Annotated in this window: 11 protein-coding genes and 1 other RNA gene; 8 read left to right on the top strand and 4 right to left on the bottom strand. The window is 36.0% G+C overall.

Annotated features, from left to right (window positions below; all coding sequences use genetic code 11):
• Positions 1-23: 23 nt before the first annotated feature.
• The 6 genes from ZPR_RS16820 (at position 24) to ZPR_RS16795 (ending at position 11,114) form a co-directional block, all read left to right on the top strand.
• A complete protein-coding gene (locus tag ZPR_RS16820; protein ID WP_013072954.1) occupies positions 24-3,386 on the top strand; it encodes a SusC/RagA family TonB-linked outer membrane protein in 3,363 nt (1,120 codons plus the stop codon).
• Positions 3,387-3,391: 5 nt separating this feature from the next.
• On the top strand, positions 3,392-4,816 hold the full coding sequence (locus ZPR_RS16815; protein ID WP_013072953.1) for a RagB/SusD family nutrient uptake outer membrane protein: 1,425 nt from the start codon (positions 3,392-3,394) through the stop codon (positions 4,814-4,816).
• Positions 4,803-5,288: a hypothetical protein gene (locus tag ZPR_RS16810; RefSeq protein ID WP_013072952.1), complete on the top strand. Its 486-nt coding sequence runs from the start codon at positions 4,803-4,805 to the stop codon at positions 5,286-5,288. Before ZPR_RS16815 ends, ZPR_RS16810 begins: the two co-directional genes overlap by 14 nt.
• Positions 5,289-8,093 carry a M16 family metallopeptidase gene (locus ZPR_RS16805; protein ID WP_013072951.1) on the top strand — a complete coding sequence of 935 codons (2,805 nt, stop codon included), beginning with the start codon at positions 5,289-5,291 and terminating at the stop codon, positions 8,091-8,093. It begins immediately after the preceding gene.
• A gap of 19 nt (positions 8,094-8,112) precedes the next feature.
• Complete coding sequence (locus ZPR_RS16800) at positions 8,113-9,558, top strand: hypothetical protein (RefSeq protein ID WP_013072950.1); 1,446 nt, start codon at positions 8,113-8,115, stop codon at positions 9,556-9,558.
• A gap of 62 nt (positions 9,559-9,620) precedes the next feature.
• A complete protein-coding gene (locus tag ZPR_RS16795; protein WP_187288240.1) occupies positions 9,621-11,114 on the top strand; it encodes a calcineurin-like phosphoesterase C-terminal domain-containing protein in 1,494 nt (497 codons plus the stop codon).
• A 214-nt stretch (positions 11,115-11,328) separates the two neighbouring features.
• Here ZPR_RS16795 and ZPR_RS16790 read toward each other — a convergent pair.
• Positions 11,329-12,488 (bottom strand): IS3 family transposase gene (locus ZPR_RS16790; protein ID WP_086026154.1). Its coding sequence is split into 2 segments (ribosomal slippage): positions 11,329-12,248 and positions 12,248-12,488, totalling 1,161 coding nucleotides; the frame shifts between segments, so codons are not numbered across the junction.
• A gap of 111 nt (positions 12,489-12,599) precedes the next feature.
• On the opposite strand from ZPR_RS16790, the gene ZPR_RS16780 reads away from it, so the two are divergent.
• Positions 12,600-13,058 (top strand): hypothetical protein, encoded by a 459-nt coding sequence (locus ZPR_RS16780; protein WP_041579041.1) that lies wholly within the window; start codon positions 12,600-12,602, stop codon positions 13,056-13,058.
• Between the two features lie 6 nt (positions 13,059-13,064).
• Here ZPR_RS16780 and ZPR_RS23950 read toward each other — a convergent pair whose 3' ends face one another.
• The 3 genes from ZPR_RS23950 to ssrA all read right to left on the bottom strand — a co-directional run bounded on the left by ZPR_RS23950 (position 13,065) and on the right by ssrA (position 15,026).
• Positions 13,065-13,763, bottom strand: coding sequence for a site-specific integrase (locus ZPR_RS23950; protein WP_013072946.1), 699 nt, complete (start codon positions 13,761-13,763; stop codon positions 13,065-13,067).
• A gap of 23 nt (positions 13,764-13,786) precedes the next feature.
• Complete coding sequence (locus ZPR_RS23945; RefSeq protein ID WP_083759788.1) at positions 13,787-14,374, bottom strand: phage integrase SAM-like domain and Arm DNA-binding domain-containing protein; 588 nt, start codon at positions 14,372-14,374, stop codon at positions 13,787-13,789.
• A gap of 249 nt (positions 14,375-14,623) precedes the next feature.
• Positions 14,624-15,026: a transfer-messenger RNA gene (gene ssrA, locus ZPR_RS23075) on the bottom strand.
• A 512-nt stretch (positions 15,027-15,538) separates the two neighbouring features.
• Between ssrA and ZPR_RS16770 the strand changes: the two genes are divergently transcribed.
• Complete coding sequence (locus tag ZPR_RS16770; protein ID WP_013072943.1) at positions 15,539-16,738, top strand: NAD(P)-dependent oxidoreductase; 1,200 nt, start codon at positions 15,539-15,541, stop codon at positions 16,736-16,738.
• Positions 16,739-16,785 lie beyond the last annotated feature (47 nt).

The following is a 16,785-nucleotide window of genomic DNA, read 5'->3' as shown; positions in this document are numbered from 1 at the left end:
ATAAATAATAAAAAACTAAAAATATGAAAAAATCTCTACTTTCTAAAGTAGATTGGACGACTATTGTTCAAATTCTTGCTAAAATAGTTGGTGTTTTTTTACTGGTATTTTCTTTTCTAGCTAGTAATCACGCTTACTCTAAAGAACTGCAAAATCAATTCATAACAATCAAAGCCAAACAAATCAGTATTCAGGATTTGTTTGATAGAATTGAAAAGGAAACTGATTACCGCTTCGTATATAGTATCGAAGATATTGATATTGAAAGAAAGGTAAATGTCAATGTTAAAGATATTGATATCATTAGCCTACTCCATAAGGTGATCGCTACCGAAAATATTGTTTTCAAAAGGATCAAAAATCAAGTTATCATACGAAAAAATACCGTAGCGGAAGATCAGCCTTCTTTTAATAGCAATTTAATACAGCAGCAAAAAAATGTGAGGGGGGTAGTGAGAGATGAGGAAAATTTTTTGCTCCCCGGGGTCAATGTTATTATTAAAGGAAGCAGCCGGGGTACCGTTACCAATATGGATGGGGAGTTTACTATAAGAACGATGCCCAGTGATACCCTTGTTTTTAGTTTCGTTGGCTATAAGGAACAAGAAATACCCGTGGGGAGTAAGGCTGAATTTGAGGTACGAATGAAGCTTGGTTCGCAATTGTCAGAGGTAATTATTACCAGTAGTTATGGGACAAAGGTGAAAAAGGAAAATGAAGTAAGTAGTAGTTTTACCGTGGATGCTGAACAACTTAAAAGTTTGCCGCAGCAAAGAGTGGACAAATTATTGGATGGGATAGTACCGGGACTGCAATATAGTCCGCAAAGCCAAAGTGCCAGCAGTACACGTTCCAGGTATTCTGTTACCATTCGGGGAGAAGCTTCCATGAGTGCTTCCAACGAGCCCTTATGGATCGTTGATGGAACCAGAATGCATACCGGAGGAAAAACCAATATGATAACAGGTTTAAATACGAGTGTAAGCCCGCTATCGTATATTAATCCTCAGGATATTAAAAGTATAAAAGTATTAAAAGATGCCGCAGCAACTTCTATCTATGGAGCAGATGGAGCCAATGGGGTGATTTTGATTACTACAAAAAGCGGTGCCAATGGTAAACCATTTTTTGATGTATCACTTCGAAGAGGCCAATCAATTATAAACGATGCTACTCGTTTTAAGGTTCTTGATGGCGAGCAATATATGAAATTGGCCCGGGAAGCTTATCAAAACGTGGGAAATGATATGCGCTATTTTCCTTTTACCGATAATCAGATAAATACCTATAGCGATACGGATACAGACTGGTATGATACTTTTTATGATATAGGTAGTCATTCGGTTGTAAATGTGTCCGCGGGAGGAGGAGGTGAAAGAGGCACCTATTTTATTTCCGGTTCTTATTTTGATGAACAAAGTACAATTATAGGTAATGAAACCCAACGTTTTTCTTTACGTAGCCGTAATACTGCTCAGATCACTTCTAAGATGGATATAGATCTTTCTTTGTCGGCTTCCTATAACCTGAACCAAATATTTAATCCGGGATCTGATTACTATGAAAATCTTCCAATAATTTCACCATATAATCCTGATGGGACCTTTAGGCAATATTATAGGGTTATTGAAGGTAGTAACCCTGATGGTTCTCCAAAATGGGTAGATAAGAGATTTTTTAATTCGGTAGCAGAGCGGGAACAAAATGATAATAATCAAAAAGCATTCGCTTTTCAGGGGAATTTTAAATTTTCTTATAGTCCAATTGAAGAATTACAATATACGGGGCAGTTTGGAGCAGACTATCAGGGGAACACCGAAGAAATTTATTATTCCATAAAAAACTGGACAGGTAAAGATACGGAAGGAAACCCGCTTGGCACCGCCTATAGTAACCAATCCAATTTTTTGAACTGGAACATGATTCATCGACTTAATTTTAATAAGCAGTTAAAGAAACATCATGTTAGCGGGGTTATAGGCCTGGAAATGAATTCCTCTGAGAATAACTTGACAGGGGCAAGAGGGACCGGTTTTGTGAATGACCACCTAAGAAGGGTGTCATTGGCACAAGATCGTTTCGGTTCGGGCAATTATTATGAGCGTAATAGTCTTTCTTATCTGGGCCAGGTGTCTTATAGTTACAATGATCGCTATAATGCGAGCCTGAGCTTTAGAAGAGACGGAAATTCTAATTTTGGAAAGAATGTGCGTTGGGCTGAGTTTGCATCTGCGGGGGTTTCATGGAATATTCATAAAGAAGAATTCTTTGAAAGTGAGACCATAGATTTTTTAAAATTAAAGGCCAGTTACGGAACCAATGGGAACAGCAGAATCGGTTCGCAGGAAGCCAATGGGGTTTACAGCATTGGGGATAGCTATTACTATAATGGACAGCCCGGAGCAGTCATGACAACCGCGGCTAATCCTAACTTAAGTTGGGAAACTACATACATGACCAACCTGGGAATCGATATTATGCTCTTTGATCAGCGCGTTAATCTCTCACTCGAAGGATACCGAAATAAAACCGTCGATTTATTGAGTCAACTTGATGTTAGTAGAACAACTGGAGCACTGAAAATTTATAGAAATATTGGTGCTATTGAGAATAAAGGGATAGAGGCAACGCTGCGGACTCAGAATATTAGAACGGACAAATTTAACTGGAATACCACCCTTATCGCTTCGAGAAATGAAAATAAAATTCTGGAACTATATAATGAAATTCCTAAAAATAACGGAAATACAAGATGGGAAGAAGGAGCCGATATTAATACATTCTACCTGATTCGATGGGCAGGTGTTGATCCCAGGGATGGCTATCCACTGTGGTATGATACGCATGGAAATGTTACCCGACAATACAGTGCTGATAATAGAGTCAAGTATAAAAGTTCAACCCCTGATCTCTATGGAAGTCTTAGAAATACGTTCAATTATAAAGCCTTCAGTTTATCTGTTCTAGCCTCTTATACTATCGGAGGATATGCTTTCAGCCCATTTGGAAGGGATGTGAATTCCGATGGACTAAACATTATGGATGAGAACCAGTCCATTGATCAATTGGACAGATGGCAGCAGGCAGGAGATGTGGTATCGGTTCCGAAATTACAATGGGGCGTAAGTACACGGTCCGTGATGAATTCAACGAGATATTTATTTAATAAAACCCATATTAGAATTCAAAATGTGTCCCTTAATTATATACTGCCAACCAATATAACCGATCAAATGGGAGCTCAGCAATTTGCACTTTCGTTAATCGGAGATAATTTGGGAGTGTGGACTCCTTATGACAATAAAAATTCAAATTCTTATCGAAATAACATGAGTGGTTATCCTTTGGAAACCATGATTTCTTTAGGAGCAAATATTCAATTCTAAAAACGATGTTACGAAATATAAAGTTTTCCATAATTATACTTTTTGGTGTTCTACTGACCTTCGGATGTGAGAATTTTCTTGAAGGCGATGATGCCGGTCGGGCTTCAATTCCCGTATTTTTTTCTGATGTAGATGGAATAAAGGCAGCGCTCCCGGGCGCATATAGCAGGGTGTATGAATATTATGATTCAGAATTTTATTTATATCCTGAAGTAGCCGGTGATTTATTGGAACTAAGCGCTATAGGGGAGAATGTAAAGATGTTCTCACAATATAATTTTGTTTCTGAACCCGATCAGGAAGCAACAGCAGTTGGACATATTTGGGCTAAAGGCTATGATGCCCTGGCCAATGTGAATAATATTCTTGAATACCAGCCCTTATTATCGACTCAGTTTCCGAATAATAAGGATGAATTATTGGGAATAAGAGCGGAAGCTTTGTTTTTAAGGGCTCTGATCCATTTTGATTTAGTGAGAACCTATGCTCAAACCTATACCTATACTGAGGATGCATCTCATCTAGGAATACCAGCCCTGACCTTAACACCGGCAGAAAATGAATTAAACCCTAGAAATACTATGGCGGTAGTATATGATCAGATTATCACGGATTTACAAGAGGCGGTAGATTTATTTTCTGACTTTCCAGAAGCAGATTATCTCGTGCCATATAGAGGGTCTGAAATGGCTTCGAGAGCTTTACTTTCCAAGGTTTATCTTTATATGCAAGAGTGGGATAATGCCAGGGCACAAGCCCATATCGTTTTGCAAAACGTCGGTTTAACACCCCATGATGATTATGTGGAGATGTTCCGAACTCTAGAGACTGGAGAAGAGGCGATTTTCGTGCTAAGCGGACAACAAAAAGTATCTCAAGTAGGAAAGTTTTATGCAACTTCAGATCCTATAGCCAAGGCTTCCCCAAAATTAATGGAAGTGTTTTCTGATACCTCTGATGTAAGGCTGAATTTATTGCAGGAGAAATCCGGGACATATCAAACCTTGAAATATTCACGACCCGAAGTAAATCAGATCGAATTTGGAAGTGATCTCTACGTGCTTAGAGCTTCGGAGGTTTTATTAATACAGGCTGAAGCGGCAATTGAATTGAATGATTTTGAGCAAGCAAAAGAAAGCATCATTCGAATTCAATCCAGAGCTTTAAATATCCCTGAGGATAGTTTACAAATAAAGCTGAATACCAAAGATGAATTACTAGGGGTTTTAGAGAAAGAAAGAATAAAGGAACTAAATTTTGAAGGGCAGCGCCTTTTTGATATTACCAGATGGCATCACAACCTGAAAAGGTATGAAAACACCTCTTCCAATGTCAAAGAATTAGCCTATCCTAGCCACCTTTTTGCGCTGCCCATTCCTTTAAGAGAAATTAATGCTAACGAAAATATTATACAAAATGAAGGATACTAAATATGCTTTAAAGTTTTTTATAGGTGTGTGTACAATGGGTATGCTTTCATTGATAGGCTGTAATAAAGATAGTATAGAAGACTTTCAAAAGGCCTATGTACATATCATGCAAAATGAGTCTAATATAGTCAATGTTAATTCCAATAGAAGGGATATTGCGACCTATTATATATATTATAGTACACCGGCAACAAGTAAAGACCTTCTGGTAAATTATCGAATTGAACCGGGAACAGGACTTAAGGAAGGTCGGGATTATAAGATAATTACTACTGAAAATCCACTACTTTTTCCAGCAGGGGTCTACCAAAGACCTATTCAAATAAGATGGTTGGAGCATGAATTAGATGAGACCCTGGATAACACTATTAAGATCATACTAGAAAATACAAATAATGATGATGTTGCTGTAGGCTTACCAGGGCCAGCTCAAAATCAAAGCGAATTTATCATTAAAAAAGTAAATCCATAAATGACCTATTTCAAAAGAATATTATTCACCTTTTTACTTTTACCTATCGTTGCAATGAGCCAACAGATCCAGGAAGACCCTAATCTTATTTCGGGAAAACTATCTAATGGTCTGCATTATTATTTATATCCAACAAAGAGAGTAAAGGGACAGGCAGAATTTCAAATGTTTCTTAAGGCGGGCTCGCTTCAAGAAAGCGATGAGCAAAGAGGACTTGCTCACTTTATGGAGCATATGGCCTTTAATGGATCCACCCATTTTCCAGGGAATACCCTCATTGATTTTCTGGAACGTCATGGTGCTAAATTTGGTCATGATCTTAATGCCCATACCAGTTATGGGGAAACCATCTATAAATTAAAGATTCCAACAAAGACGAAAAGTGTTATTGATTCTACGCTGGTTATTATACAAGACTGGATAGAAGGAATAGCTTTAGATAGCCTGGAAATTGAGAAGGAAAGGGGAGTGGTGCTCTCCGAATGGCTCTCTAAACAAAATGCTAGTCAGAATACCAATGAAGCCTTTTTAGAGCTGTTATTGAATGATTCTAGGTATAGCCATAGAAAAGTAATCGGTGATACCGCCACCTTGAGAAACTTTAGTAGGAAAGATATTCTTGATTTTTATAATTCATGGTACGATCCTTCTTTAATGGCTATAGCAGTGGCCGGTGATTTTGATCCGGATGATGTGCTCAAACAAATTAAGAAAAACTTTAAGAATATCCCCTCTAATGATATCACAGATACTTCTTATCCTATAAATGATTTTAAAGCATCTGATTATAAGGTGATAACTGATCAGGGAACCAAGAAAATTGAACTCACAGGTGTTCAGTTATTAGAGCCCTTTAGGGATATTACAACTGAAAAAGAGTTTTATTACTTTCTTCAAAAAAATCTGCTTAATGATCTATTTCAGGAACGACTGGATAATAAGTCTTTCTTGAATCCTGCTTACAAACAAGCAGGTATTAGTCTGGGGAATTACTTCCCGGTAAAAGCGGCACTGATGTATAGCGCGGAACTTCCGAAGGATTCAATCGCTAAAGGATTGGAACAATACTGGTATGATGTGGAGCAAATCTTTCGATATGGTTTTACCTCCATGGAGATTTCGAAGGTTAAAAAGCAGTTGCTTCAACAATTACGGAATAATGCTGAAAATAAAGAACAGCCTTCTTCTGGAAAAATGATCAAGGAAATGTATCAGAAATTTTTCTATGGTAACGCTATAGTGACCCCGGAAAAAGAGTTTGAATTAACCCAAAAAAGCCTGACCTCTATTGATTCTTTAAGTTTATTAAACTACCTGAAACAGATTAGAAAACCGAGACAAACAAAATATATTTTAACTGCTAATAAAGCGGATGAAGCAGTTTTACCGGATGCATCGGAATTTTCAATGTACCTAAATTTTAAAGATAAGCAAATTCAACCTTACCAAAGGAATTTAGATGTTCCTGAAAACTTGCTCTCTGAAATACCTGCTCCCGGTAAAATTACCTCGAAAAAGTATATTGCTGAAATTGATGCTACGCAATATCTCCTATCTAATGGAGTGAAACTGATTTATAAACAGACCGAGCTGGATAAAAATGCAATTATAATTAGTGGGTTTAGAAAGGGCGGATATTACGCACTTAAAGAACAAGAGTATATCACCGGACTCTATGCCGCTCCTGTAATCGCTCTTAGTGGTTATGGTGATTTTACCAGAGATGCCTTAAGTCAGTTTCTTGCCGGCAATAGTGCTAAAGCTACTTTACTGGCAGATAAAACCAGAACGGGTTTTTATGCCAGCGCCGATAAAAGGGATCAGAAAACAGCATTCCAACTACTGTATTTAAAGTGGACTGCCCCCAGGATGGACGAGAAAATTTTCGAGGAAATTAAATCACAAACAATTCAAGCGAAACAAAATGAAATTCCGAAACCGGGGGACTTATTTGGTGAAAAAATAAAAAAAGCTTTAAAGGGAGAAGATTATGTCACCAGGAAATTGAAAGCAGAAGATATCGAATCTGAGTTGGATGGTTCGAAAATTATAGACACTTACCATCAGTTTTTTGGTAGTGCCGAAGATTATACTATTAGTCTTATATCAGATCAGCCTTTTGAAGCTCTTAAATCCGATGTTTTGCATTATATCGCTACTTTACCTAAAGGAAAAGCAGCTACTACATACCGATATGAGCCAAAGCATGTCTTGAAAGATGATGTTGTGATACAACAAAGAGATGGGGATAGTCCAAAAGCGACCGTTTCATTGATTTATCAGCAGCATACTCTTCTGAAATCTTTGCCACAGACCGATCTTTTAAATCAGGTGGTTAAAAATCTGATAAGAAACCGCTTGTTAAAAAAGCTTAGGGAAGAAATGGGGGCAGTTTATAGTGTTTCGGTATCGGCAAGTTCTACTAAACAACCCATAGCGCTGAGCAGACAGAGTATTAGTTTTGTTTGCGAACCAAAAGATGTGGATAAATTGATTGAAGAAACCCAAAAGATTCTTTCGGATATGGCTGCAGGCAATTTTTCGCAGGAAGAACTTTCAAAAATAAAAACGAACCTAAAGAAAATGGATGATCTGCTAAAGCAGCGAAATACCTATTGGACAAAAGCCATACGGGAACACTATTTCAACCATTTTCCAAATTGGGAGGCCGTTACCCATTACAAGGAATCGATAGATTCCTTAAGTAACAATGAAATTGCTGAAGCCATAGAGGTGTACTTTAAGAAATCACCAGCAATCAAAGCCATATTATGGCCTAAAAATGAACAGAATAATAATCAATAATTACTCAAAATTAAACTTTATGAAAACTAAAATTAACTTTCTTTTACTATTAATAGCCTGTACAGGTTTTTTTAGCTCTTGTAGCAGCGATGACGATGCTTTGCCACCAGAGCCTGCAGAAGTAGGAATGATGTCTTTCGGCTTTTATCAGGAAGATAATGATCAATTAGTTCAGGATTATATCCTGGAAAATATATCAGGAAAATCAATCAGTTTCGCCCTGCCTGAACAGGTTGATGTAACAAACCTGGTAGCCAGATTTACAACCACCGAAAATGATATCGTGACCGTTGGAGGCGCTACACAAGTCAGTGGAGAGACTACAAATGATTATAGTGCAGCGGTAGAATACCTTCTTAGTGAGGAAAATACTAATGAAATATATACCGTGAGTGTAACAAAAATGGCTAATGCGGTATGGTCTCAATTAACTGCTTATGATCAGGAAGTGAGAGATATTTCCTTAAGTATCAACCCTACAAATGCTGTGCCTTATATCGGGTATATTTCAAACCCAGAGGATTCAGATGATAGAAAATTAAACCTTATTTCTTATCAGGATGATGTTTGGAGTCGAATAGGTGCAGCTGATTTTTCTCCTGAAGCAGCAAGAAGTGTAAATCTTGCTTTATCTCCCGATGGAACTCCTTTCATAGCTTTTGGTGATTATGCTGTTGATCCTTATCAAGTTTCTTTAATGGAATATACAGAGAATTCCTGGAATTATGTAGGTCAACCCGGTATTGCTGATGGAGAAAGAAGTGATAAGACAAGGGTAGTGACGAGTGAAGATGGTACTCTTTACAATTTTTATATTAATCGTGAAAGAAAGATTAAGTTAAAATCATTCGATGGAACATCATGGAACGAAATAGGTATTACTGGAGCAAATAATGATGCAGTCGAATTGGATGCAATATTTGCTAATGGAACAATATATCTAGCGTCTTTAAATTTCGGAGATTTGCAAAGTGTCTCTGTATTTAAATATGAAAACGGAAACTGGACGACACTGGCAGATCAAATGAAAGAGGCTCCTGAAAATATAGTTAGATACAACTGGATCTCTATGGACGTGGATACTAAAGGGAATGTTTATTTAGCTTATGCAGAAACTGATGCGGCTGCAGGAACTGATTATCAGGTAAAAGTGAAAAAGTACACAGCAGCAAGTAATTCTTGGTCAATTTTAGGAGATGTTCTTCCAGATGCTTCTTACCGATCATTTGATATCGCTGTTGATGCTTATGATAACCCGATGATTTTATATAGAAATGCATCAGATAACCCAACAACATTAGCATTTGATGATGAAGTGAACAACTGGGCTTCTCCGATGGTATTATCTAATAATGAAGCCGGTGATTTAGAATTGGAATACGCCGCAAATGGAATTGGATATGCTGCTTATACAGTAGGTAATCAACTTTATTTGCATAAATATGATTCTCCGGATAATCAGTAATTTAATGTAATGATATAAAAAGGCGGATTTTTTCCGCCTTTTTATATTCTAGTATAATGGCCATGATTAAAAAACTATGCATTTTAATATTTTTCTTTGGATTTAGTGTTAATGCACTAATTGCTCAGCATTATCGTAGTATAAGTGGAAAAGTATACCTCAAAGAGAATAGTGATCGGCAAAAAAGAAAGTCCAGGGGAATAGCCGGAATCTATTTATCTGATGGTGAACATCTTTTTAAAACAGATAAATCCGGAAATTTTAATGCGAAAATATCATCAGAATCCCCTTTTTTTGTCATAGTTCCCGGTGGCTATAAAATGGAGAATACCTCATGGTATCGATCTATTCCAAAGGATGGAGAACAGATAAATTTTGAACTTCAGAAGGAATCAATAAACGATAATTTTAATTTTCTGGCTATTGGCGATCTACAGGTAGGTTCCAGAGAAGAAATAAATATGGCTGATGTCAGCTTTTTTCGTGAAATAGCCAATAGAGATGACTTTGATTTTGGAATGTATCTTGGAGATTTAGTAAATGATAATACAGAAATCTTTCATCCTCTGCTAGAATCCATGAATAGCATTTCCAAACCATATAGAGTAGTCTATGGAAATCATGATTGGAAGCATGGTGCCTTACATGAGCTACAGGATAAACCTTTTGAGGCTGATTTTGGTCCTAAAAATTATGCATTTGAAAGAGGGAACGTTCTTTTTATTACCTTAAACTCAATTTATCCGGTTGGAAAATATGGCTATAAAGGAATTTATAAGGCGGAAACCATCTCTTTTGTTAAAGAGGTTCTTGATAAGGTGCTTAAAAAAAATCAATTGATTATTATCAACCAGCACATCCCATTACGCTGGATGAAAAATAAAAATGAACTTTTGGATTTGCTTACTATTGACCATGAGGTTTTAGTGCTTAGCGGACATACCCATAGTATTAGTCGTCACTTTTATCAACGCGATGGCAGATCAGATATTCAGGAAGTCGTATGCGGTGCTGTTTCAGGAAACTGGTGGACCGGTCAGAAGAACTGGGAAGCCCTTCCGTTAGCTCTTATGAAAGATGGCGCACCAAGAGGTTATTTTAAGGTTTCGGTCTCGGATAATACATATAAATTAAGGTATAAAGCAATAGGACTAGATCCCGGCAGACAAATGAATACCTGGTTCGGATCTTTAGATAATAATTACATTGCCAATACCATAGATACTCTAAGCAATAAATTTATCCTTAATTTTTATGCTGGATCGGATAAAACAAAAATTAAGGTCTTCGTTAAAGACCAATTTATGGGATATATGGAAAAAGAAAACAAGCTGGATCCTTATATAAACCGTATCAAATTATGGCAGGATAAAGAGTTATATCCAAATAAGCTGAGTCAGAAATCGCCTTATCTTAACACACCTTCTTCCCATATATGGAGTATGGATATGTCTGATTTGAATTTTAAAGATTTCAATTTGCTTACCATTGAGATGGAAGATCCATTTCTTGAACCTTTTAAGTATTCCATTAATTTTCGTGATTTTAGAGAATGATCTTAAACCAGACTTTTATTTGTATCTCCTTAAAACATAAGTCTTTTAACATATTATACTGTTCTTTCAAAGAATAAATCGGCTTGTATAGGGGCCAAAACAGATACCTGGTTTATTATATTTTATCCCGGCGGATAAACTAATGATTTGTCCATCATTTCCTTCAAAAATAAGCATGGACTAGCAACAAAAAGTGGGACACTATTTTTAAGACTTATGCTACATTATTAAATTGATAAAATTCTTGTTCCATTTCACAAGGGGTTTTATATCCCAAATAAGAGTGTAATCGTTTTCTGTTATACCATATTTCAATGTATTCAAAAATACTGGTTTTAGCCTGTTCTATAGTTTTAAAATTATCATCGTAAATAAGTTCTACTTTTAAGGTTTTAAAGAAAGACTCAGCCACAGAATTATCCCAACAATTTCCCTTTCTACTCATAGATCGGGTTACCAAAGGATTAGATTTTATAATTGTTCTAAATGTTTTTGAAGCATATTGTATACCTCTGTCTGAATGAAAAATTAAATCCATGTTTATTTTGCGTTTACTTACAGCCATTTTCCATGCAGGAATAATGGTTTGGTCGGTGTGCAAGTTTGTACTCAATGACCAACCAATTACTTGTCTGTCAAATAAATCAATAATAGTGGTTAGGTACAACCAGCCTTGATGGGTTGGAATATAAGTAATATCACTTACCCAAGTTGCATTTAACCTACCGGGATTAAAGTCTCTGTTGAGTAAATTTCTACAAACAACATAACCATGATTGGAATCTGTAGTTACTCTAAATTTCTTTTTATGTTTACTAAACCAGTGGTTCGCTTTCATAATTTTAGCTACTCTTCCTCTGGATATACCGTACCCTTTACGTTTTAGTTGTGCTGCTATTCTAGTAGCACCATACCGATGTTTACTCAAGTCAAATTCCTTTTTAATCAAATCTGTAAACAAGCTATATTCCAATACTCGTTTTGATGGACCGGCCGTGTACCATCTATAAAAACTACTCCTACTTACTTTAAAAACCTTACACATTTTCTCGATAGAATATAAATGTCTATAACTAGCTATAAATCCATAGATTTCCCATCGCTCTTGGAGAAGATGTGTACGGCCTTTTTTAATATTTCGAGTTCAAGTTCTTTTTCTTTAAGGGCTTTGCGTAACCTTTTAATCTCTAGCGTATCATCGGGTATGGGCCTTTCCGGCTTAGGTAAGGTAGTTGTTTGGGCTGCCTTGCGCCATTTATAGATCCTTTGGACTTCTATGCCTAATTCGTCAGCTAATTCTTTAATATTTTCCCGCTGGTAGCTTAATCGAACTGCCTGCTCCTTTAATTCGGGACTGTAATAGCGTTTTTTCATGTTTCTAAGATATTTGTTTTATAACAAAAGGTCTTAAATTTTGTGTCCCAATAAAGGTAGCTACTCCACTTTTAAAAATGACAAAGTTTGAACCCTTTAAAGAGTCAGAATATGAGCCATTTAAAAACTAATCTACCTTTTTTTAAGTATCAAAGAAAATTGGTAATACTATGGTTTATATGGGGAAGTATTATCCTCATTTTTACATTTCAAAAATCATTTTTTGGATATTTTAAGCATTGTACAGAACCTATTTGGATGTTTATTGGAATATACTTAGGCGGTATTTACTCTTTAATCACAGGTAGTTCATTTTTTAAACATAAATTAAGTAACTATTTATTAAAAGATATTATTTATTTTCGTTTAGCTTATATTAGTAGTTTAATCTACCTTCTTGGATTGAGTATAGTGATTTTTATCATTCCATTGTATATCTTACAGGATGGGGGGAATCTTGAAGACTTCAGAAATGCACTGGCTAAGACTAATACAATATTTAAGGTTTTATTACCGATTCAAATTGGTTTATTCGACTTTTTCTTTTTTAAAAAAGAAAAAGTCGAATAACTTTAATTATTGGGGTTTTAGAACGGTTATTTTTAATTTACTTAGACGATATAAATTCTTAGAATTCTTGTTTTTCAAATTGCTTTTATTTGAAATTTTCTTAGCTTCAAGTTTGGCTTTTAAATTCTGCATGTCTTCACTAATCTTACGATCAACAATTTTAGCATAATGCTGTGTAGTTCTAAGATCTTTATGCCCCAACATTTTACTAACAGATTCTATTGGTACCCCATTGGTTAAAGTAATGGTTGTTGCAAAAGTATGTCTGGCAACATGAGTGGTGAGTGGTTTTTTGATATCACACATCAATGCAATTTCTTTCAAAAATGCATTCGATTTCTGGTTGCTTAAAACGGGTAAGATAAAATCACTGTTCTTAACTTCCGGATGATTTTTATAGCGATCCAATATTTCCTCGGCTACAGGAAGAATAGGGATACTGCTCAAGGTTTTTGTTTTAGTTCTTTTTGTTCGAATCCATTTTTCGCCATCGATACCAATGGTAATATCTGAGTTACTGAGCTTTTTAACATCGGAATAAGCCAGACCGGTAAAACAGCTGAAAATAAACATATCCCTAACTAGCTTTAGGCGATCCAGATGTAACTCTTTATCAATAAGCTTTTGGATTTCTTCTTCATTTAGGAATTCACGCTCTACTGTTTCAAATTGCACCTTATAGTTATAAAAAGGATCCCTCTCCATCCATTGATTGGCTAAAGCAATCCTTACGATTTTTTAAAGTTATTAACATATTTCAAAGCAGAATTATGATTACACGCTCTCTTAGTTTTTAAAAAATATTCGAATTTAGATATAAAATGATGATTGATGCTATTCATAGGAAAATCATCTTTCCTGTATTCTTCATCGATAAATTGTTCAACATGATTATAACAGGTCCAGTAGCGCTTTGCGGTGCTTTTAGAAATACTTTTACCGGAAAGACGATCCATTTGCTCGTTATGCTCTTTAAATGCCTGTAACGTCATTTTAGGCTGTTTTTTGTTAACTCCTTTAAATTCGTCAATTATACTTTTAGCAGAAATGGTTAGATTATTTTCAATAAAGGTTTGATGTATATTTTTTATCTTATTCCTAAGCACATTGATAAAATTATTGAGTTCGGTGGCTTCCACACTTTTCCCCATCATCTTCTCAGATTTTGGATGCCATTTCCTCGGATCTACTTTACGATTGATACTTAATGCAGATCGTTTATTATTTACTGATATGCGTAAATAAATATCGCTTTCTGAAGTCTTGTTAGTTCTGCTTTTTCTGAGGTAAAAACTAAGTTGGTAGGAAGTGCTCATATTTTTGGTATTAAAATGAACCTTTAAACTACCAAAAAAATCAATAGAATTTAAAACTTTAATATTTTGTAAACGTTTGAAATACAGTTTTTTTTAGGGCTTTCTGGTTACCAATTTTTCATCAGAAAATTGGTAACCAGATTGGTAATCAAAAGTGCGCTATTATTTGATATTAAATGATATTCCAAAAAATAAAAAACCCCGTAAATCCTGGGATTCCGGGGTTTTTGATTGAGTTTGATGCTCAAAAAGTGGAGTCGGAGGGGTTCGAACCCTCGTCCAAACAAGCAATTCAGAAGCTTTCTACACGCTTAGTTTTCGCTTGAATTGTCGGGAAAAAATCTGGCTGAAAACTACCTAATCTTTTCCGTATCCTCAATTAAATTTCAAAACTGCATCAAGGCCCTGCAGCTTCTATATTTACTTTATCGGTGCCTCTGGTGTGGACGCCGTAAATCAAGGCTTCCACGAGACATCTCGGCTCCCTACCTTGTAGGGACTAAGCAAAACCTACTGTGATTCGGTTACGCAGCCAAGGCGTAGTTATTCTCGCCGTTTAAAAAAGTGTGAAATATGAGATTTACGAGCTATATCCCAGCGCTCGGCGTGCTTACAACTCAATTAGACTCGCTGTCAAAACCAAGTCGACCCCAATATTTAAAGAACATTGCACTTTGTCTTTGGACGTTCCGTTTGTTCTAACGACCAAACGGCGGGCTATTTGCTTTTAGTTTTTGCTCGTAACCTCACAAAAAGCTAACCGCTGCTATCCCTAACGCAAAATCGAAATCCAATCAAACAAAGAACATTAAATTCAACCTAGTGTTTACAAAACAACAAGGCATGCAAAGGTACTATTAAATTTATATCTTTACCCGATAATCGGGATTAAATACACCAAGACTTGCCTCGAAAATAAAAATAATTTTCTAATAATTATTTCGTGGGCTTGCGCCAAGGTAGTTTACTCGATAATCGGGATTTAAAAATTTTAGCGCTTTTTCCTAAGATGTTAAAACGCCTTCAGATTTAAATTTCATTTATCTAAATTGAATAGTTCAAAAAACAGAGCGCAAATCTAAAATTTGTTAGCTGTTTCTGCAAACGCTTATATTTAAAGTTTATTAAAATATATCTTAAATTATACAAAACCTATACCATGCTATGCTAAAATTTGCCATCATTCGGGAAGAAAAAACACCACCAGATCGTCGCGTGGTTTTTTCTCCAAAACATCTAAAACAAGCCAAAAACCAATTCCCCGAAGCACATTTTAAAGTGCAGCAGTCGGATATTAGGATATTTAGAGATGAAGAATATCAAAATGAAGGATTTCAGGTTTCACAAGATATTAGCGACTGCGATGTGATGATTGGGGTAAAGGAAGTGCCGATTAAAAGTCTGATTCCGAATAAAAAATACTTTTTCTTCTCTCATACCATTAAAAAGCAACCTTATAATCGCGACCTCCTAAAGGCGATTTTGGATAAAAATATTGAGCTTTTTGACCACGAGGTGATCACCAGTGAAAGCGGAATGCGACTGATTGGTTTTGGAAGATATGCAGGACTGGTAGGAGCTTATAATGGATTTCGAGCCATTGGATTAAAAAATGAATTTTATAGTTTACCAAAAGCTGATGATCTTCCAGATTTAAACGCGATGTTGGCGCAATTGGATAAAATTAAAGTCCCAAATTTAAAAATAGTACTTACCGGTAGTGGGAAAGTAGCTCGTGGAGCCAAAGAAATATTAGATCATTTAAAGATCAAACAAGTTGAGGTTCCCGATTATTTAGCTTCAGAATTTGGAGAACCGGTTTATTGCCATATCGACGTATTGGATTATAACAAACGTAAAGATGGCGCAGTGGGTAGTATCTCAGAATTCTTTATTAATCCCGAATTATACGAATCAGATTTTTGGCGTTTTGCTGTAGTTAGCGACTTTTTTATCGCAGGGCATTTTTACGGCCAGGGCGCTCCGGTATTTTTTACAAAAGAGGATGCCAAAACACCTAATTTCAACATAAAATATATCGCCGATATTTCCTGTGATATCGCCGGCCCTATCCCAAGTACCATAAGGGCTTCAACTATTGCCGATCCTATTTATGGTTACGATCCTAAAACCGGCAAAGAAACAAATTATAAAGATCCTAAGGCCATAACCGTAATGGCGGTAGATAATTTACCTTGCGAATTGCCCAGGGATGCCAGTGAAGGTTTTGGAGAAATGTTTTTAAACAAAGTCCTGCCAGCATTTTTTAATGATGATAAAAATGGAATTTTAGAACGCGCGAGAATGACCAAAAATGGGAAGTTAACTTCTAGGTACGGTTATTTACAGGATTTTGTAAGCTAAAAATCAAAATTGTTTTTAACCAATATTGTATCTTGTCACTAGATTAT

Source organism: Zunongwangia profunda SM-A87 (assembly GCF_000023465.1).
In the GTDB taxonomy this organism is placed as follows: domain Bacteria; phylum Bacteroidota; class Bacteroidia; order Flavobacteriales; family Flavobacteriaceae; genus Zunongwangia; species Zunongwangia profunda.
The sequence above is the reverse complement of the archived record's forward strand: the minus strand, read 5'-3'. Positions and strand labels throughout refer to the sequence as shown.

Bases quoted from the DNA above. Each gene is read 5' to 3' on its own strand.
- ZPR_RS16800 (WP_013072950.1), top strand. From the start codon at position 8,113: ATGAAAACTAAAATTAACTTTCTTTTACTATTAATAGCCTGTACAGGT.
- ZPR_RS16815 (WP_013072953.1), top strand. From the start codon at position 3,392: ATGTTACGAAATATAAAGTTTTCCATAATTATACTTTTTGGTGTTCTA.
- ZPR_RS23950 (WP_013072946.1), bottom strand. From the start codon at position 13,763: ATGGAGAGGGATCCTTTTTATAACTATAAGGTGCAATTTGAAACAGTA.
- ZPR_RS16810 (WP_013072952.1), top strand. From the start codon at position 4,803: ATGAAGGATACTAAATATGCTTTAAAGTTTTTTATAGGTGTGTGTACA.
- ZPR_RS23945 (WP_083759788.1), bottom strand. From the start codon at position 14,374: ATGAGCACTTCCTACCAACTTAGTTTTTACCTCAGAAAAAGCAGAACT.
- ZPR_RS16780 (WP_041579041.1), top strand. From the start codon at position 12,600: ATGAGCCATTTAAAAACTAATCTACCTTTTTTTAAGTATCAAAGAAAA.
- ZPR_RS16770 (WP_013072943.1), top strand. From the start codon at position 15,539: ATGCTAAAATTTGCCATCATTCGGGAAGAAAAAACACCACCAGATCGT.
- ZPR_RS16795 (WP_187288240.1), top strand. From the start codon at position 9,621: ATGATTAAAAAACTATGCATTTTAATATTTTTCTTTGGATTTAGTGTT.
- ZPR_RS16805 (WP_013072951.1), top strand. From the start codon at position 5,289: ATGACCTATTTCAAAAGAATATTATTCACCTTTTTACTTTTACCTATC.
- ZPR_RS16820 (WP_013072954.1), top strand. From the start codon at position 24: ATGAAAAAATCTCTACTTTCTAAAGTAGATTGGACGACTATTGTTCAA.